Consider the following 23,197-nt stretch of genomic DNA (forward strand, 5'->3'; position numbering starts at 1 on the left):
CGATTTTATTTTGTACAAAGATAGCCGAATTTTATCATTATCAGTTTTTTGCTTTTTCTGGCAATTACAGGACTGATTAAGCACTCATCGCCTCTAAAATGGGCTCAGTTTTCCTGTTTTTTACCAATCTTTCGCGGTGTTTTAAGCCCCATTCCCTCAACTCATTAATTACCTTATCCAGCGATTCGCTGTAAGGCGTTAGTTCATAAGTTACCGTAACTGGTGTAGTAGAAAATACCTTGCGCACTACAAACTCATTCAATTCTAAATCCTTTAGTTCTTTTGATAAAATTTTTGGTGTAATTTCTCCCACCGACTTCTGGATTTCATTAAACCGTTTCGGCCCTTCCTGTAAAGAGATGATTAAAGGCAGTTTCCACTTACCATTTAATACATAAAGTGCATCTTTTACAGCATTTAAGCTGGCTGTACAAGCCTCTTTACTACGGTGTTCTTTTGCTGGTCCCATAATACAAAGGTATATGCTTTCATAAAGGATACTGCTATCCTTTTGGATACTAGTATCTTTTTGATAGTAATATTACATAATTATTGGATATCCGCAATAACCGAAAACTTAAAGTTATTATCTCATAGCTTCATATTATTCCATCTATGTTTTAATCATATCCGTGATTACTTCGCGGTTCTTCACTGCCTTCAAAATGATAATGTATAAAACGATTTAGCTGTATTTGCAACAAATTAATTGATGAAATACGCTCTTTCCGAATTTTATCTTAATTTGGGTTATGATGCGCACATTTACCAAATATTCAGCCCTGTTTTTAATCGTTTCGATTGGCATTTTAACCGCTTTTACCAATACACCTAAACCTAAAAAAGTGGTGGATAAAAGGCCAAATATCATTGTAATCCTGGCCGACGATCTGGGTTTTTCTGATATCGGTTGTTATGGAGGAGAAATTAAAACACCCAATATTGATTACCTCGCCAGCGAAGGGGTACGGTTTAAAAACTTTTACAATACCTCTCGCTGTTGCCCTACCCGTGCCGCATTATTAACAGGGCTTTACAACCATAATGCCGGCATCGGCGAAATGACAACCGACCGGAATATAGAAGGATATCGCGGCGCCATCACCAAAAATACGGTAACGTTGGCCGAGGTGTTAAAAGATGCTGGCTACAGAACAGCAATGTCGGGCAAATGGCATGTTTCCAATACCATCGAGCAGCCCACACCACAGGCACAGTTGGATTGGCTGAATCATAAAACTTCTTTCCCGTTATTTTCTCCGATAGATCAATATCCAACCAGCAGGGGTTTTGAAAAATTCTTCGGCACACTCTGGGGTGTAGTCGATTTTTTTGATCCTTTTAGTCTGGTAAGTGGTACCACCCCCATTAAAGACGTGCCCAAAGATTATTACCATACCGATGCGATTAATGATACGGCTGCCACCTACATCCGCGAATTTAGTAAAGGTAATAAACCTTTTTTCCTTTATGTTGCCGAAAACGCCCCTCATTGGCCATTACAGGCAAAACCCGAAGACATTGCTAAATATAAAGATACTTACAAAGTGGGCTGGGATGCCATCCGGGAAGCGAGATACAAAAAGATGGTATCGATGGGATTGATTGACCCTAAAACAGCTCCATTATCTCTACGGAAATCAACCATGAAATGGGAAGATAACCCAACAAAAGCTTTTGATGAAATGGCGATGGCCGTACATGCAGCCATGATCGATCGTATGGACCAGGGCGTTGGCCGGATCATTAAAACCTTGAAAGAAACCAATCAACTGGATAATACACTGATCATCTTTTTAAGTGACAATGGTGCAAGCCCCGAAGATGCCATGCGGTACGGGCCAGGTTTTGATCGCCCTAGTGAAACCAGGGCAGGCGATAAAATAGTCTATCCGATATATAAAAAGGTAATGCCGGGTCCGCAGACGAGTTATACTTCCATCGGACCGATCTGGGCAAATGTAGCCAATACTCCTTATCAACTGGCAAAAGCGCAATCTTATGAAGGTGGTGTACATACACCAATGATTGCTTTCTGGCCAAAAGGAATAACTGCAAAAAGAGGAAGTTATACAGATCAGGTAGGACATGTAATGGATTTCATGACTACTTTTGTCGAATTAGCCAATGCCAAATATCCAGAGAAGTATAAGGGCAACAGTATTAAACCGATGCAAGGCCTGAGCCTGGTGCCTGCCTTAAAAGGAAAAGTTTCAAATGGCCACGAAATTTTATTTAATGAGCATTTTAATGCAAGTTTCGTACGTGCCGGAGATTGGAAAATGGTGAATTTATCTGATGATTCTACCTGGCATCTTTACAATATTAAAAGTGATAGAACGGAGCTGAATGATGTAGCCGCCCAACATCCTGATAAGGTAAAAGAGCTGACTGCAAAATGGCAGGCCTTGGCGAAGGAAAACCACGTGCTGCCGAAGCGATAAGGTTTCGGTCGGTGAGACACGGATGGAAAGAATTAATTATATTTAGATTTGTCGTCATTCTCGCGTTTGCGGAAATCTTAATGCTTATGAAATAACAATCATTTTGCATTAAGATTCCCAATCAAGTTGGGAATGACGACCTACCGCAGCTGCCTGCATGGCCATTTTACACGTGGGCCGCCAATACTTCAATAATCTTATCCGTTTCACCAACTTCTCCCAACCTCGGGAAAATACGTTTTACGCTATGTTCGTGCGCATCGATATTGGTATCTGCTATGGCGTCCTCGGCGAAAGTAATGTTATATCCATGCTCACTGGCTGCCCTTGCGGTTCCTTCAACACCCACACTGGTAGAAATACCGGCCAAAACAATTCCTGTAATGCCTCTTTTTTTTAATTCAATATCCAGATTGGGGTTTGTAAAAGCGTTCCATGCATTTTTGGTGATGAAAATATCACCTTCAATGGTTTTAATTTCTGGAGCAATTTCGAACCATTCCGATGGAAAACTGGTGAATTTTGCATTGGCATCAGTGCGTAAATTATTGAGCAGAGATTTTGTAGGATCAACATTTACCACTACAACAGGCAGATTTGCCTTGCGAAATGCCGAAACTAATGCTGCGGCCTTTTCCAAAATTTCGTTAACAGGTTTTGCGACTGGAAACTGTAAAATCCCTTTCTGAAGATCGATGAGCACTAAAGCTGTTTTTTATCTATTGAAGTAATCATTTTTGTATTGATTTAAATTAAACTTTTTCTAATTCGAGCTGGTTAATTTCTGGTTTGATGGACGTGTTTTTGATTTCTTCTTTCCGGAGTCTCCGGTATAAAAATGCGCCAATGATGAGGGCAATTGCACCTTCCAATAAAACGGTATCAGGTGTGCCGATCCATTGTGAGATGCCGCCAACGAGCAATCCGCCCAGTGGTTGCATACCAAAAAAGGCCATGGCATAAAAACTGATTACCCGGCCACGCATTGATGGATCAACAGTCGTTTGGATCAGGGTATTGCTAATGGTAATCTGCGACATCATGCCGAAGCCAGAAATGGTCGCAAAAACCAATGCGATGGGGTAGTAGGTGGTGTGTGAAAATAAAATAAGGCTCAAACCGAAAATCAGCGTATTGATGGCCAGTATTTTTCGAAGATTTCTTCCTGGTTTTAGCGAAGCCAGAAAAATTGCACCCGAAAAGGCACCTAAACCGATTACACTGTCAATTACGCCGAAAGTGGAAGCGGTGCCTTTAAATATATCTTTTGCATAAACCGGAATTAACGTACTGAAGGGTAAAACGGTTAAACTGATCAGCGCCAGCATCATCAAAATAATGCTGATGGAAGGTGTTTTTTTGATATAGGCAAAACCTTCTTTCAGTTCTTCCACTACATTTTTAGTGCCCGGCTTGGCCATGTATTTTGGCAGTTTCATCATTAATAACGAACCGATAACTGCGATAAAACTTACCGCATTTAACCCAAAACAGATGTCGTCGCCAAATTTTTCTAACGCTAGTCCTGCTAAACCCGGGCCAATTAACCTTGATAAATTTACCATCGATGAGTTTAGTGCCAGGGCATTGGGCAGATCGGCTTTATCATCAACCATTTCGTAAACCAGCGATTGCCTTGCCGGAACGTCAAAAGCATTGATCAGCCCTAATAAAGCACTTAAAGCAATAATTTCCCATACGGAGTAGTGCCTGAAAAAAATCAACAAGGTTAACAATACCGCCTGTATCATTGAGGCGATTTGCGTGATCAACAATAATTTGTAGCGATTATAACGGTCGGAAGCCACGCCGCCCAAAAAAGAAAAGATAAATGAAGGGAACAGGCTGGCAAAAAGCGTTAAGCCCAACATAAATTTAGAATGCGTTTCGGAATAAATTACCCAGCTTACGGCAGTTTTCTGCATCCAGGTGCCGATTAGCGAAATAGACTGGCCGCCGAAATATAACCTGTAGTTCCGGCTTTTAAAGGCATTAAATGTGCTGATTTTCATTTTCTTAAAATTCAACAAGTTTAGCCATCGGACCAATTGCTGCTTTTAAAATTTCCTGTTCCTGGGCAGTGCAAACCTCAGAAATAGCCTTGCTTAGCCATTCATCGCGCTCATTCCGCACCTGCTGGATCATTTCCTTTCCTAATGTTGAAATGGAAAGATACACCTTACGTTTATCGGTTGCTGATGGGGTTTTTTCAATCAGGCCAAGTGAATTTAAATGTGTAATCACCTGTCCCATTGATTGCGGCGTTATTTTTTCGATCACAGCAAGCTCTGCCGATAAAAGGCTTTGGTTTTCTAAGGAGACCAACACTGCTCTTTCGGTTTGCGATAACGGGGTATCGATGGGCGAAAGTTTTCGCATCTTTCGCACCAGCCTGGTTAAAACAGGGCGAAGTTGTGCAGCGATATTATGACTATTTTTCGTACTCATTATTGTAAGTAAAACTTATAAGTTTACCTTACAAATATAAAGCTATTTTTTTTTAAGAAACTATGTTATTAAAAAAATAGACAGAGCATTTACAAATGGACTACTTTTTCCAGCCCTTCTGCATTTTCTTATAAGCCTTTTTGCTGATCTTAGATTTCTTTTTCGATCGAGATTTACCTTTTTTCTTTCTGGCATTGATGTTATTCACCAGCGAATTTTTAACGCCTAGTTTGTTTTTCTTGCCTTTCTTTTTGTCCTTTTTTTTCTTGCTTTTTTTCTTTGCCTTCGTCATAATATATTTAACTGATTACCATTATTTAACATCACTTCATCTAAAAAGGTTCCGATAAAATTTTATGAGCTTTTTAACAAAGTAAATTGAGCCTTTTAACAAAGCTTTGCCATGCAGTTCAACCTACCTTTGATTTACTAAATGATAGAAAAAATGAAAAAAGTTTGGTTTATAACAGGTAGCTCCCGTGGATTGGGACGTAGCCTAACCGCACAGGTATTGGCAAAAGGAGATATGGTTGCTGCAACAGCAAGAAATACCGAAGCCTTAAAAGATTTGGTAGAAAAATATCGTGATCAGGTTTTGCCAATCACTTTAGATGTTACCGATTACAATCAGGTTAATTTAGCGGTAGAGGCTGCCATAGAACATTTTGGTAAAATAGATGTATTGGTAAATAATGCGGGTTTTGGAATTATAGGTGCTGCCGAAGCTTTTACTGAAAAACAGGTGCGCAGTCAATTGGAGACTAATTTATATGCGCCGATTGAGATTACCCGTGCTGTATTGCCATTTATGCGCAAACAACTTTCGGGCAGGATTTTGCAGATCAGTTCGGTAGGTGGCCGTGTGGGCAATGCAGGATTGAGCATGTATCAGGCCGCAAAATTTGGTTTAGGTGGCTTTACCGAAGCTTTGGCAAAAGAGGTGGTAGATTTAGGTATTTATGTTACCAGTGTAGAGCCAGGTGGTTTCCGTACCGATTGGGCTGGCGATTCAATGACTTATGCACCTGCGGTGGAAGGTTATGAAAATTCGGTCGAAAAACGTTCTGATTTCTTTAAAAGCGGCAATTTTGTGCCAATGGGCGATCCGGAAAAGGCTGCAAAAGTTATGATTGATCTGGTAGAAAGCCCTGAGCCACCCGTACATTTGGTATTGGGAAGCGAGGCCATTGGCTTACTGAAACAAGCCGATGCTGCAAGAACTGCCGAAATGGAAAAATGGATGGAAGTGAGTTTATCAACCGATCATGATGAAGCAGAGAATTTTTTAGCCACTGATCTGGGAAAATCTTTTATAAAGAAGTAAGTTTCAGCCACGGAGGCCCAGATTTGCACGGAGGATTTATAGAATAGTTCTTTCGCTCGTTTTGTCATCCTGAGCGGAGTCGAAGGATCCTTGCTCCAGTTAAGATCAGACAATTATGTCGCCACGGAGGCTCAGATTTGCACGGAGATAAATTTCTCTGTGTTTTCCGTGCCTCCGTGGCAATTATAAATAATATTAACCACAGATAAAAAGAATGAACTCAGATGACGTATTGCATGACTAAGATCTGTGTTTATCTGTGTGCACCTGTGGTAAAAATAGTAAGCCAGGCAAGTGGGGTAACACATAGTAATATTAAGATCTGTGTTTTCCGTGCCTCCGTGGCAATTATAAATAATATTACCCACAGATAAAAAGGATGAACACAGATGACGTATTGCATGACTAAGATCTGTGTTTATCTGTTTGCACCTGTGGTAAAAAATAGTAAGCCAGGCAAGTGGGGTAACCGTGGTTAAAAAGTACACCAAATCTCCTTAAAAACCTTAAATTTGATCAGCATGCCAAATCAAGTCAAACGTCCAGATATCATGTTTTCCTGTTATGCCCAAAAAAGCAGCGAAGGTGAACAGTTTATCCCCAGCCATTCGTTAGGATTGGTGATTGCGGGTACTTCGGAGATATTTATAGGCGGAGAGAAATTTACATTTTCGGATGGCGATTTCAGGTTTTTCAGGCGTAACCAGTTAGCAAGATATACCAAATATCCGCCAGCAGGTGGGGAGTTTAAATCCATCAGTATCACCATTGATCAGGAGATTCTGCACAGCATCAGCAGCGAATATAACCTGCAAATGGAAAAGCCCAACCATAACCTTAAAGGTTTGGCACTCGAAAGTAACAGTTTATTAAAAAACTACATCGATTCGATATGGCCTTATCTCGACGGAAATAATGCATCCAACCAGGCTTTGGTTGATTTAAAAATTAAAGAGGCTGTAATGATCCTGTTGCAGACCAACCCCATACTAAAAGATGTGCTTTTCGATTTCTCGGAACCCGGAAAAATTGATCTGGAAGCATACATGAATGCCAATTACAAATTCAACGTAGATATTAACCGTTTTGCTTATTTAACGGGGAGAAGTTTAGCTACATTTAAAAGAGATTTTGAGAAAACTTTTAACCTTTCACCTAACCGCTGGTTACAGAAAAAGCGGTTGAACGATGCTTATTACCTGATTACAGAAAAAGGCTGGAAATCGTCGGATGTATATCTGGAAGTGGGTTTTAAAGACCTTTCTCATTTTTCATTTGCTTTTAAAAAAGCCTTTGGAATGGCGCCATCGCGGGTGGGCATTTAAAAAAGAATCCCGGTTAACCGGGATTCTTTTAGATCTAAAATCCAATCTGTATTTTTAATATAATCCCAGCTCAGCAAGCGCTGCAAACTGCAGTCCATCGTAAGCTGAATTAGCAATGATTTTAAAATATCTTAACGATTTTGGCGTACCAAAGCTAAAATATTGCGCGCCATTCGTATTGGCGGCTACATAATTGTTTACCGAAGTAAAATTAATACCATCGGTACTGGTTAATACCTGGAAATTTTTAACTGCCCTTGATAAGCCACTGCGCTGGGTTAAACTTAACCCATTTGCTGTTTTAAGTGAGCCGAGATCCACCACAATGGTATGTGGATAGCTGGTTGCAGAACTGCTCCACCTCGAATGCCAGTAGGTTGCAGAGCTGCCATCAATTAATTTACTCGCCCTTCCGTTTACCGTGCCCTCGCCACTGGTTTCTTCAGAGCTGAAAGAGGCAATAGACCAGCCGGTTTTGCTTAATTCGTTCTGGGTGCTAAAAGTTAAAACAGGTATTCCGCTGGCGAAAGTATAATTATATACGGTTTCGGTTACTGTTCCATTTTCGTGCACCAGTTTTACCTTTAATTCGTAAGGAATGCCGTCAGATTTGTATTGCAGATCAGAAATAGGCATTTCGACATAAAAGCTATCCAAACCTATTGATTTAGATTCCCAGGTAGTAGCATTATAATCGTGATTTACGCCGGTACCTTCATTATTTACGTTCGGATCGTTATAGTATACAATGCTGTTTACCTTTACACTGGCAGAATATTTTCCTGAAACAACTATGGCACCTTTGGTTGATGAATAACTCGCATGTATTTTATCAACAGATGCAGTAACTGCACCATAGTAGGTTTTATTATCATTATTGAAAATCTGGTTCACATTTAAAATTGCAGCATCGGTAGCGGTTAAAAAGGTTGGAGATTTACCAAGCGTTCCGTTACCTGCCCACATTAAAGCCATACCGAGTGTTGAATTTTCTGATACTTTTTGGCAATTGTGTGGTAAGTTTAAACCATGCCCCAGTTCGTGCATCATGCCACCAAACCATACGCTAAAACGGTTACCTTCTGTATCCGTTTTTCCAAGGTTCTTAATGTCCATACCTTCATAATCGAGTGCATAACACCATCTGCCTGTTCCATAAAAAGGACCGCCGCTTGGTGTGCCATCGGCCTGGAAACTGTATCTTGGAATGATAACTAAAGTATGTTCGCTGGTTTTTTCAGTAGGGTGGGCAGCAAAATAAGCGTTGATCTCGCTGGCTACTGCACCGCTTCCGCCCGAATAAGGATAACTGCTTTTTGGCAGGCTCCCCCTTATCAGGATAATTTTCACTAAACCGTTACTGGTATCAGGCAATAAACCAAAAGATTTGGCACCATATCCATTGCGCTGCATTTCACTTTTGTACCAATTTTGGCCCCAGATCATTAAATCACCTAATCTTTTTCTGAAACCTGCCAGTGTATCCAGGTCGTTAGGCACAAAATAGATCAGGTTAAGGTTGTGTGTTTGTGTAATCAGATTAGGGTTTACCAATGAGGATTTGTTCTTTAACGTCGGCGAAATTTCCTGATTTTCTGCGATCTGGTTTTTCCGACAGGCCGTGCTAAGCGCTGCAAGCAATATGCAGGCATAAAAGGCAATTTTTTTCATAGTTTTTTAGAGGTTTAGGTTGTTTAATATTGGTTAGGTATAAATGGGATTTTAGATTTCAGTGTTGGGGGAAAAGGGGGAAATAACAAAGGAATAGATACTGAAGAGGAGAATGACAATGCTTTTTTAGTAGAATTGAAATCATAAGTGATTGTGTTAGATTTGTTTATTGTTTAAATCAAGATAAACACAATTGGTAACTGGCAGCGAAAGAAACTCAACGCAAACGTTTGATGATTTTTTTTGAAAATCAGACTTTAAAGTGTGAAAAACAGCTTATTTAATATAAAAAAGTTGCTTTTTAAGACCGTTTTTCCGCTAAAGCTTGGTCATTGCTCTGAAAAAGAGAGGAAGTTTGGCTGTATGGTTAAAAAGACAAACGTTTGTTCAGTTTTTTCTATAAATGAAGTTTACTGGAGGGATAGTGGATTACAGACCACCATGTAAGTAAAAGATAAATGGTGTTTTTTTGGGGAAAGCAGAATCACTGCTCATCGGTTACATCAGTCCTGCTTTCCTTACAGCTTCAATGGCATTGCTCATTCAAAGAAACTGCATCAGCTTTCATCCATCCGATAGCTATCGGATCAGGTTTATTTGGGTAAGGGCGGTGCAAACAAACCTTTCGAACCTAAGCCCGATTGTACGGATGCCGTTTTATCGGAATATTTTCTTTTTCTAAGGTTTAAAAACGGCAGGAGGGAAAGCGGGGCTGCAGGCCGCCACAGGGAACCGGACTTTTCACTTCCAAAAAAAAGAAAGTGTTTTTAGGAAAGCAGAATCACTGCTCATCGGTTAAATCAGTCCTGCTTTCCTTACAACTTTAGTGGCTTGCTTATTCAAAGAAACTGCATCATCTTTCATCCATCCGATAGCTATCGGATCAGGTTTATTTGAGCAAGGCCGGTGCAAAAAACAGACCTTTCGAACCTAAGCCCGATTGTACAGATGCCGTTTTATCGGAATATTTTCTTTTTCTAGGGTTTAAAAACGGCAGGAGGGAAAGCGGGGCTGCAGGCCACTTCAGGGAATTAGACTTCTCACTTCCAAAAAAGAATGAATATCTTATTTTCAATTAATTTTTACTTATAGTTCAATCGAATTACCATCATTTCGAGCGAAGTGCAACAAGGTCGAGACCCGGGGTTCAGCGAAGTTAAATCTACTTTGATAGATCTCTCCATTTCGCTGCGCTTCAGTCGAGATGACGATCGATTTTAAACTTTTTTAGGAGGAAGATCGAATGCGATTGCCTCATGTTCGAAATGGCCATTGTGTGCACCATCGCAAAAAGGTTTGTTTTTAGATAAACCGCAACGGCAGATAGAAAGTACTTCTCTGCCCTGTAAGCCATAAACGTTTCCGTTTCTATCTACAATTTCGAAATCGCCCTCAATTTTAACAGAGCCGTTATTGTTAATGGTAAGTTTTGTTTTAGACATGTTTTGTTATTTGTTCAGCAAAACTAAGCCATAAAAACCGCAATTTTTTTGCTGATTTCTATTTAGAAACATTCTCCCTTGAATCTATAAAGCCTCTTTTTTGATCACATAAGCAATCATATCGGTCCTGATTTCGAAACCCAGTTTCTGATAGAGTTTGATGGCAGCCTCATTATCGTTCCTTACATGCAGAAAAGGGATTTCGTTGCGGAGCAATATGCGCTTAATCTGTTCCTGCAGGATCTTAAAGGAATAGCCTTTCCCCAAATGATCGGGATGGGTACAAACCGCGCTTACCTCGCGGTAGGGGCTGGGGAAAAAGCGGTGACCAGCCATAGATGCGAGTTTACCGTTAACAAATACGCCGGTATAATTGTTCAATTCGATCGTTTTAGCAAGGAAAGGCCCTGGTTTAGTCAATTCCACAAGATCAATCATTTCGGCAACATGTTCAAAATCAAGATCTGTGAGTTCGGCTCCATCTGTATCGGGAACTTTTGTGCCCCGAAAAATAAACTGGAACATATCAATATGCGTCAATAATTTCCACTGTTCAGGAATTTTGACTGGTGTTTTTGCGAAAAAAACAAAAAGGCTTTCAGGAGGACTGATCTGATAAAGCGTATCTAAATCCTCCTGCGAATTATCTTTTAACCCGGCAAAGGCCGTAATATCTTCGATATAATATTTTACCGTATCAACACCTTTTGCCAGGTGAGCATGGCCAGAATTTAAGGCATGATAAATGGGATTATCCAATACGTATTCCATCCGGCAAAGATATTAAAAGCTAAATCACGCGAGGGTAAATTTTAACCGTATAGATTATCTCTGTGGTATTATTGATTCAAAAAAGTCTGTACAAAGTGCGCCGTAATCCCGATCGTTTTATCGCTTACATCCGGGTTCAGGTTTTCGCCAATCATGGCACCATGCACGCCAGGCAATATAACCAACTGTGCATTTGAAATCAATTTCGACATTTTTACCACATGTTCAGCTCTGATTACATCACGGTCTGCTACCATTAATAAGGCCTGGGATTTGATTCCCCTAATATCGTCATCACGAAGGTCAACAAAATCGAGCATCCGCTGTTTGTCTTTCTCAAACATGGTTTGCAATGCCATTTGATCTGGATTTACAGCTAAGAAAGCTGCTTTCAGTGGTTCAGGCATGTGGTCGATAGTAGCATCTCCAAAGCCATTATAAAAACCTTCAATTAAACCTTCCCGTTGGTAATTAGCAGATATCACAATGATTTTATTTACTACATCGGGATAATGGGCAGCAATGTGTAGCGCAGTTGTTCCTCCATTACTAAAACCCAAAAAATTAGCCTTTGCTATTTTGAGTTGATTTAATAAAGTGGTCACATCTTTTGCATCCTGGGCAAAAGATTCTGGCTGGTCGCGGTCGCTGGTTCGTCCATGGGCCTGAAGTTCAACTGCTATTACCTTGCCGCATTTGGCCAAATAAGGAATAAACCTGCCGAATGTTGATTGAATGGTGGAGCCGCCGCCATGGATTAATACGAGAGGGATTTCTCCTTCGCCATAAACTTCATAATACATGTTAATGCCATTTACCTGCTCATGTCCGGCTTTATGATAAGTTTCCATTGGTTTAGAAAATTTGAATGTTACTAAACAAAGCTAAGTAAGATGGCTGAAAATAAGGCACCCATAACAGACAAGTTTAGGGGTTATTGCGCCATTTTAAAGCCTTATTTCTTTAACTTTTTGGCTTTTTTGATGCAGGCTTCCAGAAATTGATCAATACCCGATGCAGTATAACCCAACAACCTTGAGTTTTCGCCAAGCTCCGAAGAGGCAATGGTGGTTTTTTCCCGAATCTGCGTCATGCAATACATATTGATGGCCTGTTGCATGGGTAAAGTAATATACTGCTTTGCTTCGGCAATTTTGCCGCTTAAAACAATCAGTTCCGGGTTAAACAACTGGATCAGCATCGAGATCCCTTTGCCCATATAGGTACCCACATTCGATAATAACTGGATGGCGTACTGATCGCCTTTGTTGGCCGCTTTGATGATTACGGCAGGTTCAATTCTTTCTAGCTCCTCGTTGGTGAGTTTGTTAAGCATCGAGTTTTTTCCTGATAAAATACCTTCTTTAGCCATTTCCGATAAAGCATTTCCCGAAGCAACGGTTTCTAAACAGCCATGTTTGCCACAATAGCACAATACCCCATTTTCAACAAAAGGGATGTGACCGAGTTCGCCTGAAAAACCGCAGTTGCCGCGCCTCAGCTTGCCGTCCATGATAATGCCCAAACCAACGCCCCAATCCATTAATAGTACGAGTACATTTTTCTTGCCTTTAGCCATTCCATGTGTAAATTCGGCCATTGATGAACCATTTACGTCGTTCTGGATTACCACAGGTAAATTTAATATCTTTTCAAAAGCCTCCGTTAAAGAAGTGTTTTCTACGTCGTTTAAAAAGTAACTGTAATTCTCACCCTTTTCTGCGTCGATTAAGCCGGGCATGCCCACGCTACATCCAATTAACTGTTTGTGATCAATTGCTGAAGATTTTAAGAAACCCTGCAATTCTGTGTTTAAAATATGGAAAAAATCGGTCCGGCTTTTTGAAATGGGGAGCAGGAAGGTTTTGACTTCTGTCACCAGGTTATAATTGTTGTCGATAATGGCAATTTTAGTATGAAATAACTCAATATCGATGCACAATATGAGGATTTTTTTGTCTTTCAAACGGTAAAGGTCTGGTTTTCGTCCGCCTATCGATACACCATAACCCTTCTTCTCAACCCATCCCTCCTCTATCAGTGCGGTTAATAGTTTCAATATACTGGGGGTACTCATATCCATCACTTCGCATAAGGAAGAAACTGAAGCCGCGCTCAAATTAAAAAGATGTTTAATGAGCTGGTGTTTATGCACGGCCTGTTTATCGCTGCGTTCTGATATTAAGTGATTTAATAGGGTAAGATTCATGAGGTTAATGATAGTATTTTGATAAATATAGATAACTTCTATTAAAATTTTATTAAAGTTTTTTTAATGCGTAAAGAAATCATCGTTGTTTTGCCAATACAATAAATTCTTGCTAACATTAAACTAAATAATAGACTGTAAACCACACGGAATAACCACCCGTTACAGCTTATTGTATACAACACCCTAACCAAAATGAAAACTAAAGAAAAACCACAAAAACAATCCAACTCCAGAAGGGATTTTATCAAAAAATCGGCAATCGGTCTGGCCACTTTTACCATTGTTCCACGTTATGTAATGGGCGGACAAGGTTATCTTGCCCCAAGCGATAAACTGACCAAAGCCGTAATTGGCGTTGGCGGGATGGGAAGAGGACATTTCGAATATGAAGGTACACAGGTAGTGGCCATTTGCGATGTTGACCAGAACCATCTCAAACAGGCAGCAGCCATGCTGGATAAAGGGGTAAAAACATTTAGTGATTATAGAGAACTGATCCAGTTACCCGAAGTAGATATTGTACATATTGCCACACCGCCGCACTGGCATGGTATTATGGCAGTTGATGCTGCAAATGCAGGTAAGGATATCTGGTGCGAAAAACCGATGACCCATACCATTGGTGAAGGTAAAAGGGTGGTAGAAGCCGTAAAACAACACGGCAGGATGTTCAGGTTAAATACCTGGTTCAGGTTTAAAGATACTTTTTATGGGATGGGCACTACCGTAAAACCGATTAAAAAACTGGTTGATAGTGGTATGTTGGGCTGGCCTTTAAAAGTAACCGTAAGTAAACACACGGGTTACGATTGGAAATTTTATTGGGTGGGTAAAGATCATTTAGAGCCTCAGCCTGTGCCACCAGAGCTGGATTATAATGCATGGTTAGGTCCTGCACCTTATAAGCCATATAATGCTCACCGTGTGCACCAAACTTTTAGAGGTTATTGGGATTATGATGGTGGCGGATTAAGCGATATGGGTCAGCATTACATCGATCCTATACAATACTTCCTGGGGAAAGATGATACCAACCCGATTTCGGTTGAAGTAGATGCGCCACAGCAACATACCGATGCTGTGGGTATATGGCGCCGCATTACTTATACCTATGCCGATGGCTGTCAGATTATATTGGATGGCGAGGGTAAAGATGCCAATGTACCTTATATAGAAGGACCAAAGGGCAAATTGTATCCGGGCTTCAAATCTGATATTCCTGATCTGGAACGCAAACTGGCTCAATTTCCTGATCCGGATCCTGAAATTGTAGAATTTTCGGAATCGGTAAGAACAAGGAAGAAGTTTGCCCTGAATGAAGAGAACGGGCACCGTTCGTGTAATATTGTAAATATCGGTTTGGCTGCCTTGCGACTGGGTAGATCGTTAAAATTCGATCCGGTTAAGCAAGAGTTTATTGATGATGAGGCCGCAAACAGGTTGATTAATCCCGTAATGCGTGCACCATTTTCCATTTAAAACCTTCCTTCATACCAATCATCATGAATAAAAAAATAATATTGGCGCTGTTGGCCATTGTAATGCTTTCGAATGCATTATTTACCTCAACTGTTTTTGCCCAGGATAAAAAAGACGAAAGGACTACAACCACACGTATTGCCGATCTGCTGGCGCAGTTGCCTGCCCGGGATGCCGCTCAGTTAACACGCAATATGAAAGAAGTTGCCGATTTGGGCGAAGATGGATATGTAACCTTAATCAGCGGTTTAACTTCCTCTGGAAAGGGAAATAATGTTTTAATCGAATATGCTGTTGGCGGTTTTACTGCTTTTGCAACTAAAAAAGATCAGCAGGCGGCAAGAGATATGGCTGTTAAAGCTTATTGTAAAGCTTTGCCTAAATTAACCGATAAACAAAATAAAGCTTTTATCATTAGTCAGTTCGACCTCGTAGGGAATGATGCTGCCGTAAGCTGTTTAGAAAGTTACCTTACCGATGAGCTGTTGGCCGATGAGGCATCCAGGGCTTTATCTAAAATTGGTACTGCCTCAGCTACAACAGCATTAATTAATGGCCTAAATAAAGCAAGCGGCAAAGCAAAAATGGCCATTGTAGAAGCTTTAGGGCACAGCAATACCAAAGCTGCCGCTACCGCCATTGCACCTTTGGCTGCGGGTACCGACAAAGAATTAACTAAAGTGGGTTTATATGCGCTGGCCAACATCGGCGATGCTTCATCTAAAGAAATTTTAATAAAAGCTGCTGAACAGGCAGGTTATAAATACGATCAAACCAATGCTGTAGCCGCATTATTGGTTTATGCTCAAAAAAATGTAACGAATAACAAAGTTGAGGTTGAAAGTATAGCCAAAACGATTTTACAAAAAGCAACGGCTGCTGATCAGGTAAATGAGCGTATTGCAGCCTTAAAATTACTTGCTGATACACAAACTGATCAACAGGTTCTGTTATCGGCCATGGCCGATCAGCAATTTGAGTACCGAGCAGCTGCAGTTAAATTTGCTGCTGCTGGTGTAAATTATAGCAATAGCGCCGCCTGGATGAGTCAACTGAAAAAGGTTGATGCACCAACGCAGGTGGCTATTTTGGATATGCTGGCCAATAGTAAGGCAAAATCTGTACTGCCTGATGTATTAAAACTGGTTAAAAGTGAAAATCAACAGGTAAAACTGGCAGCCATTAACGCAGCCGTAAAACTTGGTCAGGAGGCGGTGTTAGATGATTTGCTAAAATTAATGGGTAAAGGCGACGCTGCAGATATTACTGCTATTTCGAATGGAATTTTGAGGATTAAAGGAGAAACCGTAGCTACAAAAGTGGCTGCTTATGTTCCTAAAGCCAAACCAGAAGTTCAGGTAGCCTTGATCAATATCTTAGCCGCCCGTGCAGCAACAAATCAAACCTCTGTTATTTATACTTCGTTAAACAGTAAAAATCCTGAAGTAAGGAAAGCAGCATTTCTATCTTTAAAACAAGTTTCTACGGCAGAAAACAAGGCGCAATTATTTGACCTTTTGAATAAAACAACTGATCAGGCCGAACTGGTTGCCGTTCAGGATGCCATCATTGCTTCGGTAAAAGGAAGTACAGATAACGCTACACAAACGGATGCCATCTTAGCACAAATGGGCAATACAGCTGCCGATAAGAAATTATTGTTTTATAAAGTATTAGCTAGTTTAGGCGGACAGAAATCATTAAAAGCGGTTTCCGAAGCTTATGCCTCAGGTGATGACGCGACAAAGAAAGCGGCAATAGAAGCACTTTCATCATGGTCTGATGCAGGCTCAACCGATGCATTAATCACCATTGCACGCACCACAACCAATGCAGATTTTTTAAACCAGGCCATTACAGGTTACCTTAGTCTGATAAGAAAAAACAGCTATCCCGCAGAGCAGCGCTTATTGTTATTGCGTGCTGCAATGGTCGTGGCTAAAACCCCGGCGCAGCAGCAGCAGATTCTTAAAGATACTGAACAGGCCAAATGTTTTAACGCAATTGTATTCGGTGGTCAGTATTTAGACAATACAGCTTTACAACAGGCTGCGGCAAATGCGGTAATGAATATCACCATGGCTGGTACCTACAATGGCGATATTGTGAAAAACCTGCTGAACAAAACCATCGCTGTAATTACTGGTGGCGATGCGGGTTATCAAAAGGAAGGCATGCGTAAATACATTTCAGAAATGAAGGCAGGTGAAGGTTTTGTAAAGGTATTTAACGCTCAGGATTTATCGGGCTGGAAAGGCCTGGTTGCCGATCCGATCAAAAGATCAAAAATGGATGCCAAAACCCTTGCAGATGCACAGGTGAAAGCCGATGCCGAAGCAAAGGAAAGCTGGAAAGTGATAAACGGAGAATTGCAGTTCCAAAGTCATGGCAATAACCTGGCAACGGTTAAAAAATACGGCGATTTTGAGATGCTGGTAGATTGGAAAATCATCGATGATAAAAAAGGAGAAGGCGACGCCGGTATTTATCTGCGTGGTACACCACAAGTACAGATCTGGGATCTTGCCCGTACAAAAGTGGGTGCCCAGGTTGGTTCTGGTGGTTTATACAATAACCAAACCAACGAAAGCAAGCCCCTTAAAGTGGCCGATAATAAATTAGATGAATGGAACACCTTCAGGATTTTAATGAAAGGCGATCGCGTTACCGTTTACCTGAACGGACAATTGGTGACCGATAACGTAATTTTAGAAAATTACTGGGACAGAAGCCTGCCAATTTTTACCGAAGAACAGATTGAATTACAGGCACACGGATCGCCAGTGGCTTACCGCGATATTTACATCAAAGAAATCCCTCGTCCGAAACCTTTCGAACTCAGCGCTCAGGAAAAAAAAGAAGGTTATAAAATTCTTTTCGACGGGACCAACATGCACAGCTGGACCGGTAATACTACTGATTATGTGATTGAAGATGGCAACATCGCCATCCGTCCAAAGCCTGGAAAAGGATCTGGCGGTAATTTATTCACCAAAGAAGAATTTAGCGATTTTGTTTATCGTTTCGAGTTTCAGTTAACTCCGGGTGCCAATAATGGTTTAGGCATCAGGGCTCCATTGGAAGGTGATGCGGCTTATGCAGGCATGGAATTACAGATTCTGGATAATGATGCGCCCATTTATAAAGACCTTAAAGTGTACCAGTACCATGGCTCTGTTTACGGAACCATTCCGGCCAAAAGAGGCTTTTTGAAACCCACCGGAGAGTGGAATTACGAAGAAGTGATTGCCAAAGGATCAAAGATCAAAGTTATCCTTAATGGCACCGTGATTTTAGACGGAGATATCGAACCTTTCAAAAAAGGAGGAACGCCTGATCACCAGGAACATCCAGGTTTGTCGCGTACGAGCGGTCATATCGGTTTCCTTGGTCATGGCTCGCCGGTTCAGTTTCGCAACATCAGGATTAAAGACCTCAGCAAAAAAGAAACAGCTACTAAAAAGAAATAAATTAAATTAGCATTATAACCTGAGATAATAATGGAAGATAAGGCAAATTCGAATACTGAAAATTCGAGACGGAACTTTATTAAAACAACCGCTCTTGCTGCAGCGGGATTTATGATTGTACCCCGCCATGTGTTGGGTGGGCAAGGTTTTCTGGCGCCGAGCGATCGCCTGCAACTGGCAGGTATTGGTGCAGGTGGGAAAGGAGAGGGTGATATTGCCAGTATTGTTAGGGGTGGGAAAACAGATGTAGCTTTTTTATGCGATGTGGATGATAGAAGAGCTGCAAATTCACTGAAAAATTTCCCCAAGGCAAAATATTATAAAGATTACCGCGAGTTGTTGGATAAGGAAGGCAAAAATATTGACGCCGTAACCGTATCCACACCTGATCATACCCACGCACAGATTGCCATGGCTGCCATGCAGTTGGGTAAACACGTGTACGTACAGAAACCATTAACGCACGATATTTATGAAGCCAGGATGTTAACCGAAGCTGCAAACCGTTATAAAGTGGTTACGCAGATGGGTAATCAGGGTGCATCGGGTGATGGAGTAAGGCGACTGCAGGAATGGTATGATGCTGGCCGGATCGGTAAAGTACATACGGTTTACTGCTGGACTAACCGACCAGTATGGCCGCAGGGAATCTCCTGGCCGACAGCAAAAGAAGCCGTGCCAAAAGAACTCGATTGGGATCTTTGGTTAGGCAGTGCTCCGTATAAAGATTACATCAATAAACTTGTTCCCTTCAATTGGCGTGGCTGGTGGGATTACGGTACGGGTGCCATTGGCGATATGGGCTGCCATTTGGTAGAACCACCATTCAGGGTATTGGCACTCGATACGCCGATCAGCGTTGAATGCAGCGTGGGTAGTGTGTATGTTGATGAATTTAAACGCGCTTATTTGCCGGAGAGCTGTCCGCCATCAAGCCATGTGATTATGACTTTTGCCAAAACCCCTAAAACCAGACACGAAGTACAGGTACATTGGATGGATGGGGGAATCAAACCCGAACGTCCGGAAGAATTAGGCGCAAACGAAAGCTTTGGCGACAATGGGGTATTGTTTATCGGTACAAAAGGAAAAATGATCTGCGAAACTTATGGTAAAAATCCAAGGCTGTTGCCCTTGTCCCGCAACGAATCGGATAAAACAAAAATCACCATTCCACGTATAGTTAATCAGGAAGAAGGTCATTATACCCAGTTTGCCGAAGCCGCAATTGCGGGATACGGAAAAATGCAGCTCAGCTCACCTTTTGAAATTGCCGGGCCACTTACCGAAACTTTATTAATTGCCAATTTAGCCATCCGTGGAACTGACGTTCAGCGCAGAGATGCAGCAGGCAAAATCAGTTATCCGGGCAGGGACATCAAAATGTTATGGGATAAGGTAAATATGAAAGTGACCAATTTTGACGAAGTAAACCAGTTTGTGAAACGCGAATACCGAAAAGGCTGGACTTTAGGTGTTTAACTTTAAAACTTTCTAACTTTTACAAATGACAGAAAATAAGAATTTAAGGGTTTTAGTGGTGGGCTGTGGCAATATGGGAGCTTCCCATGCCACAGCTTATCATACTTTGCCTGGTTTTGAAATATGCGGATTAGTCTCAACCGGAAAAAGTAAGGAAATCCTCAATCAAAAATTAGGTGGCCAATATGATCTGTACACCGATTTTTACGAAGCCTTAGCGATTACCAAACCTGATGCCGTTTGCATTTCTACTTATCCTGATACGCATGAGGCTTATGCCATTAAATCTTTCGAAAGCGGTTGTCATGTATTTATTGAAAAGCCATTGGCCGATACCGTAGAAGGTGCAATAAAAGTAGCCGAAGCGGCTAAAAAGGCCAATAAAAAATTATTGGTGGGTTATATTCTTCGTTATCACCCTTCATGGGAGAAATTTACCGAGCTGGCGCAGGAAATGGGAAAACCATTGGTGATGCGAATGAACCTGAACCAACAAAGCCATGGACCAAAGTGGACCGTACACCGCAACCTGATGAAAAGTTTAAGTCCTATCGTAGATTGCGCCGTACATTACATTGATATCATGTGTCAGATGACACGATCAAAACCTGTGCAGGTGAGTGCCATTGGCGCAAGGCTTACCGACGATATTCCAGATTGGAACTATAATTACGGTCAGTTGCAGATCCGTTTCGAAGATGGTTCTGTTGGATGGTACGAAGCAGGCTGGGGGCCTATGGTAAGCGATAACGCCTTTTTTATTAAAGATGTTTTTGGTCCGAAAGGTTCCGTATCCATCATGGCCAAAAAAGCCGGCGCCGCCGGAAACTCCGATAATATTGATGCGCATACCAAAACCGAATCCATTAAAGTGCACCATGCCGGTTTAAACGCACAGGATGAATTTAGCAAAACCGATGAATGGATCGACCTGACCGACGAACCTGATCACCAGGAACTTTGCAACCGCGAACAACGGTATTTCTTAAAAGCGATAACAGAAGATCTTGATTTAGCCGATGCCACACAGGATGCTGTAAATAGTTTGAGAATCGCTTTTGCCTGCGATGAATCAGTCAAAACAGGTGAAATGATCCGATTAGGTTAAAATTTTCGTCATTTCTTTTGTAGCGAAACGAAATGCTTGCCTTACAGGCGGGAATAATTTTTTAACAACCAATTTTTGTTATCATTGTTCATCGAAATGCTTCCCTAAGTTTAACTATGAACGATAACGATACCAAAAGACTTTCGCGCCTCACCGCAATTTTAACTCAATTGCAAACCAAACGTCTTTTAACGGCTCCGGAACTCGCGCGAAAATTTTCGGTAAGTGTACGAACCATTTACCGCGACATTAAAGCTTTAGAACAGGCAGGTGTTCCGGTTTTTACAGAAGAAGGAAAAGGGTATAGGTTAATGGAAGGTTACAAAATTCCTCCCGTAATGTTTACCGAAAGCCAGGCCAATGCTTTAATAATTGCCGAACAATTGGTGCTGAAAAACAAGGATACTTCTTTTATTAAAGATTATTTAGAAGCCATCGACAAGATCAAAGCGGTATTGGGACATCAGGTAAAAGACAATGTAAATCTTCTCTCCGAACGCACGCGTTTTACCCAAAACTTTAACAACGAGAGAAACAGTAATAACCTGTCTGATCTGCAATTTGCCCTCACTAATTTTTATGTTACCAAGATCGAATATACCAATGAAGCAAACCAGACAAGCAACCGCTTAATTGAACCTTTTGCACTGTTAAGTACTCAGGAAAACTGGTTATTAGTAGCCTGGTGCCGTTTAAGAACCGAATTTCGCTTCTTCCGCTTAGATCGGATCAAAAAACTCGAAATGCTTACTGAGAAATTTGCTCCGCACAAAATGACCCTGCAAGAATATTTCGATAAAAATCATTAAGGCATTTATACCCCTGACATAGGGCTGTCATTAGCCTGCATTAGTTTTGTACTATAACATAAAATTAATGAACATGCACAATTTATTTAATCCTTCCGATACTGCCGCCATTTTAGCACGAATTGAAAAACTAACGCCAGCTGCCCAAAAGCAATGGGGCAAAATGAACGTTAGCCAGATGCTCGCACATTGCAATGCATCGCTCGAAACGGCTATGGGATTGCACAATCCAGATAGATTGGGTTTTTTAGGACGTTTTTTTGGTAAATTAATGAAACAAAAATTTTTTAGCGAAATGCCGTTTCCTAAAAACAGTGCCACGGATAAAAGTTACATCATTAAAGGTAATCCCGATTTCGAAGATGAAAAAGCAAAAGTAATCAAACAGATCAAAGCCTTTTTTGAAGGTGGCCCGGCTAAATGCACCACACATCCACAAGCCTTTTTTGGGCCATTAACACCCGAAGAATGGGCATTGATGCAGTGGAAACATTTCGATCATCATTTAAGACAGTTCGGATTTTAATTGAAAATGAAAAAGGAAGAAAAAGAAATCGAAAGCTTTTGTCCGGCAAGCCAGGAGGAATGGAGAGCATGGTTGGCTGAAAACCATAGCTCAAAACAGTCCGTTTGGCTTGTTTACCATAAAATAAAATCTGGTGTACCATCAATTTCATGGAACCAGGCTGTAGACGAAGCGCTGTGTTTTGGCTGGATTGACAGTACCGCAAGATCGATAGATGATAAAACCTTTATGCAGTTTTTCTGCAGGCGTAAACCAAACAGTGTATGGTCTAAAATTAACAAGGCAAAAGTGGAGCGTTTGATCAAAGAAGGCTTAATGACAACCGCTGGTTTTGACAGCATCGAAAAAGCAAAACAGAATGGCTCATGGATCATCCTCGATAAAGTGGAAGAATTGAAAATCCCGAAAGATTTAACTGCTGCATTTAAAGTTCATCGCGGATCGAGACCCTTTTTTTTGAGTTTAAGCAAATCTGTTCAAAAAAGCATATTGCAATGGCTTGTACTGGCTAAAAAGCCTGAAACCAGACAGAAAAGAATAAACGAAATAGCTACTTTGGCGGGCCAGAAACTTAAACCAGTACAATTTAGGTAGGCTTGTATCATTTTTTTCTAATTAATCAGGCAAAATTACCTTGTTCAGATTAAAAGTCATTTTAAGTGGACGTTAAAATTGCGCCCACTTAA

Annotated in this window: 20 protein-coding genes; 10 read left to right on the forward strand and 10 right to left on the reverse strand. The window is 41.1% G+C overall.

Translation table 11 applies throughout. The features are described from left to right. Nucleotides 1–76 precede the first annotated feature (76 nt). On the reverse strand, nt 77–469 hold the full coding sequence (locus tag H9L23_RS24275; RefSeq protein WP_025146382.1) for a winged helix-turn-helix transcriptional regulator: 393 nt from the start codon (nt 467–469) through the stop codon (nt 77–79). Between the two features lie 283 nt (nt 470–752). Here H9L23_RS24275 and H9L23_RS24280 point away from each other — a divergent pair, with 283 nt between their 5' ends. Beyond that, nucleotides 753–2,444 (forward strand): arylsulfatase, encoded by a 1,692-nt coding sequence (locus tag H9L23_RS24280; RefSeq protein WP_187592717.1) that lies wholly within the window; start codon nt 753–755, stop codon nt 2,442–2,444. A gap of 166 nt (nt 2,445–2,610) precedes the next feature. Here the strand turns inward: H9L23_RS24280 and H9L23_RS24285 are convergent, their stop codons facing one another. From H9L23_RS24285 to H9L23_RS24300, 4 genes are all read right to left on the reverse strand, one after another. Further along, nucleotides 2,611–3,147, reverse strand: coding sequence for an isochorismatase family protein (locus H9L23_RS24285; RefSeq protein ID WP_187592718.1), 537 nt, complete (start codon nt 3,145–3,147; stop codon nt 2,611–2,613). Nucleotides 3,148–3,196: 49 nt separating this feature from the next. Then, nucleotides 3,197–4,456, reverse strand: coding sequence for an MFS transporter (locus H9L23_RS24290; RefSeq protein WP_187592719.1), 1,260 nt, complete (start codon nt 4,454–4,456; stop codon nt 3,197–3,199). A 4-nt stretch (nt 4,457–4,460) separates the two neighbouring features. After that, nucleotides 4,461–4,892: a MarR family winged helix-turn-helix transcriptional regulator gene (locus H9L23_RS24295; protein ID WP_187592720.1), complete on the reverse strand. Its 432-nt coding sequence runs from the start codon at nt 4,890–4,892 to the stop codon at nt 4,461–4,463. Between the two features lie 100 nt (nt 4,893–4,992). Then, nucleotides 4,993–5,184 (reverse strand): hypothetical protein, encoded by a 192-nt coding sequence (locus tag H9L23_RS24300; RefSeq protein WP_187592721.1) that lies wholly within the window; start codon nt 5,182–5,184, stop codon nt 4,993–4,995. 153 nt (nt 5,185–5,337) lie between these two features. Between H9L23_RS24300 and H9L23_RS24305 the strand changes: the two genes are divergently transcribed. Continuing rightward, complete coding sequence (locus tag H9L23_RS24305) at nt 5,338–6,216, forward strand: oxidoreductase (RefSeq protein ID WP_187592722.1); 879 nt, start codon at nt 5,338–5,340, stop codon at nt 6,214–6,216. Between the two features lie 521 nt (nt 6,217–6,737). Continuing rightward, complete coding sequence (locus H9L23_RS24310) at nt 6,738–7,541, forward strand: helix-turn-helix domain-containing protein (protein WP_187592723.1); 804 nt, start codon at nt 6,738–6,740, stop codon at nt 7,539–7,541. 54 nt (nt 7,542–7,595) lie between these two features. On the opposite strand, the gene H9L23_RS24315 is transcribed toward H9L23_RS24310, so the two are convergent. From H9L23_RS24315 to H9L23_RS24335, 5 genes are all read right to left on the reverse strand, one after another. Next, a complete protein-coding gene (locus H9L23_RS24315) occupies nt 7,596–9,212 on the reverse strand; it encodes a discoidin domain-containing protein (RefSeq protein ID WP_187592724.1) in 1,617 nt (538 codons plus the stop codon). Between the two features lie 1,217 nt (nt 9,213–10,429). After that, nucleotides 10,430–10,654, reverse strand: a complete 225-nt coding sequence (locus H9L23_RS24320) for a CDGSH iron-sulfur domain-containing protein (protein WP_010600649.1) — start codon at nt 10,652–10,654, stop codon at nt 10,430–10,432. An 84-nt stretch (nt 10,655–10,738) separates the two neighbouring features. Continuing rightward, complete coding sequence (locus H9L23_RS24325) at nt 10,739–11,425, reverse strand: GNAT family N-acetyltransferase (protein WP_187592725.1); 687 nt, start codon at nt 11,423–11,425, stop codon at nt 10,739–10,741. Nucleotides 11,426–11,493: 68 nt separating this feature from the next. Next, on the reverse strand, nt 11,494–12,276 hold the full coding sequence (locus H9L23_RS24330) for an alpha/beta fold hydrolase (protein WP_187592726.1): 783 nt from the start codon (nt 12,274–12,276) through the stop codon (nt 11,494–11,496). Between the two features lie 104 nt (nt 12,277–12,380). Continuing rightward, entirely contained in the window at nt 12,381–13,634 is a 1,254-nt protein-coding gene (locus H9L23_RS24335; protein ID WP_187592727.1) for an ROK family protein, read from the reverse strand. A 195-nt stretch (nt 13,635–13,829) separates the two neighbouring features. On the opposite strand from H9L23_RS24335, the gene H9L23_RS24340 reads away from it, so the two are divergent. From H9L23_RS24340 to H9L23_RS24370, 7 genes are all read left to right on the forward strand, one after another. After that, nucleotides 13,830–15,116 carry a Gfo/Idh/MocA family oxidoreductase gene (locus H9L23_RS24340; RefSeq protein ID WP_187592728.1) on the forward strand — a complete coding sequence of 429 codons (1,287 nt, stop codon included), beginning with the start codon at nt 13,830–13,832 and terminating at the stop codon, nt 15,114–15,116. Between the two features lie 23 nt (nt 15,117–15,139). Next, nucleotides 15,140–18,586 carry a family 16 glycoside hydrolase gene (locus H9L23_RS24345; protein WP_187592729.1) on the forward strand — a complete coding sequence of 1,149 codons (3,447 nt, stop codon included), beginning with the start codon at nt 15,140–15,142 and terminating at the stop codon, nt 18,584–18,586. Between the two features lie 30 nt (nt 18,587–18,616). Further along, on the forward strand, nt 18,617–20,068 hold the full coding sequence (locus H9L23_RS24350; protein ID WP_187592730.1) for a Gfo/Idh/MocA family protein: 1,452 nt from the start codon (nt 18,617–18,619) through the stop codon (nt 20,066–20,068). Between the two features lie 25 nt (nt 20,069–20,093). Continuing rightward, nucleotides 20,094–21,176, forward strand: a complete 1,083-nt coding sequence (locus H9L23_RS24355) for a Gfo/Idh/MocA family protein (protein WP_187592731.1) — start codon at nt 20,094–20,096, stop codon at nt 21,174–21,176. Between the two features lie 116 nt (nt 21,177–21,292). Beyond that, entirely contained in the window at nt 21,293–21,985 is a 693-nt protein-coding gene (locus tag H9L23_RS24360; RefSeq protein ID WP_187592732.1) for a helix-turn-helix transcriptional regulator, read from the forward strand. A gap of 73 nt (nt 21,986–22,058) precedes the next feature. Then, nucleotides 22,059–22,511 (forward strand): DUF1569 domain-containing protein, encoded by a 453-nt coding sequence (locus H9L23_RS24365; protein WP_187592733.1) that lies wholly within the window; start codon nt 22,059–22,061, stop codon nt 22,509–22,511. A gap of 6 nt (nt 22,512–22,517) precedes the next feature. Then, complete coding sequence (locus H9L23_RS24370; protein ID WP_187592734.1) at nt 22,518–23,105, forward strand: YdeI/OmpD-associated family protein; 588 nt, start codon at nt 22,518–22,520, stop codon at nt 23,103–23,105. Nucleotides 23,106–23,197 lie beyond the last annotated feature (92 nt).

Source organism: Pedobacter roseus (genome assembly GCF_014395225.1).
GTDB classification, from domain to species: domain Bacteria; phylum Bacteroidota; class Bacteroidia; order Sphingobacteriales; family Sphingobacteriaceae; genus Pedobacter; species Pedobacter roseus.

Excerpts from the sequence above, each read along its gene's own strand:
- H9L23_RS24355 (WP_187592731.1), top strand. The coding sequence starts at position 20,094 with ATGACAGAAAATAAGAATTTAAGGGTTTTAGTGGTGGGCTGTGGCAAT.
- H9L23_RS24360 (WP_187592732.1), top strand. The coding sequence starts at position 21,293 with ATGAACGATAACGATACCAAAAGACTTTCGCGCCTCACCGCAATTTTA.
- H9L23_RS24315 (WP_187592724.1), bottom strand. The coding sequence starts at position 9,212 with ATGAAAAAAATTGCCTTTTATGCCTGCATATTGCTTGCAGCGCTTAGC.
- H9L23_RS24330 (WP_187592726.1), bottom strand. The coding sequence starts at position 12,276 with ATGGAAACTTATCATAAAGCCGGACATGAGCAGGTAAATGGCATTAAC.
- H9L23_RS24275 (WP_025146382.1), bottom strand. The coding sequence starts at position 469 with ATGGGACCAGCAAAAGAACACCGTAGTAAAGAGGCTTGTACAGCCAGC.
- H9L23_RS24325 (WP_187592725.1), bottom strand. The coding sequence starts at position 11,425 with ATGGAATACGTATTGGATAATCCCATTTATCATGCCTTAAATTCTGGC.
- H9L23_RS24310 (WP_187592723.1), top strand. The coding sequence starts at position 6,738 with ATGCCAAATCAAGTCAAACGTCCAGATATCATGTTTTCCTGTTATGCC.
- H9L23_RS24280 (WP_187592717.1), top strand. The coding sequence starts at position 753 with ATGATGCGCACATTTACCAAATATTCAGCCCTGTTTTTAATCGTTTCG.
- H9L23_RS24320 (WP_010600649.1), bottom strand. The coding sequence starts at position 10,654 with ATGTCTAAAACAAAACTTACCATTAACAATAACGGCTCTGTTAAAATT.
- H9L23_RS24290 (WP_187592719.1), bottom strand. The coding sequence starts at position 4,456 with ATGAAAATCAGCACATTTAATGCCTTTAAAAGCCGGAACTACAGGTTA.
- H9L23_RS24370 (WP_187592734.1), top strand. The coding sequence starts at position 22,518 with ATGAAAAAGGAAGAAAAAGAAATCGAAAGCTTTTGTCCGGCAAGCCAG.
- H9L23_RS24365 (WP_187592733.1), top strand. The coding sequence starts at position 22,059 with ATGCACAATTTATTTAATCCTTCCGATACTGCCGCCATTTTAGCACGA.
- H9L23_RS24350 (WP_187592730.1), top strand. The coding sequence starts at position 18,617 with ATGGAAGATAAGGCAAATTCGAATACTGAAAATTCGAGACGGAACTTT.
- H9L23_RS24300 (WP_187592721.1), bottom strand. The coding sequence starts at position 5,184 with ATGACGAAGGCAAAGAAAAAAAGCAAGAAAAAAAAGGACAAAAAGAAA.
- H9L23_RS24340 (WP_187592728.1), top strand. The coding sequence starts at position 13,830 with ATGAAAACTAAAGAAAAACCACAAAAACAATCCAACTCCAGAAGGGAT.
- H9L23_RS24335 (WP_187592727.1), bottom strand. The coding sequence starts at position 13,634 with ATGAATCTTACCCTATTAAATCACTTAATATCAGAACGCAGCGATAAA.
- H9L23_RS24295 (WP_187592720.1), bottom strand. The coding sequence starts at position 4,892 with ATGAGTACGAAAAATAGTCATAATATCGCTGCACAACTTCGCCCTGTT.
- H9L23_RS24345 (WP_187592729.1), top strand. The coding sequence starts at position 15,140 with ATGAATAAAAAAATAATATTGGCGCTGTTGGCCATTGTAATGCTTTCG.
- H9L23_RS24305 (WP_187592722.1), top strand. The coding sequence starts at position 5,338 with ATGAAAAAAGTTTGGTTTATAACAGGTAGCTCCCGTGGATTGGGACGT.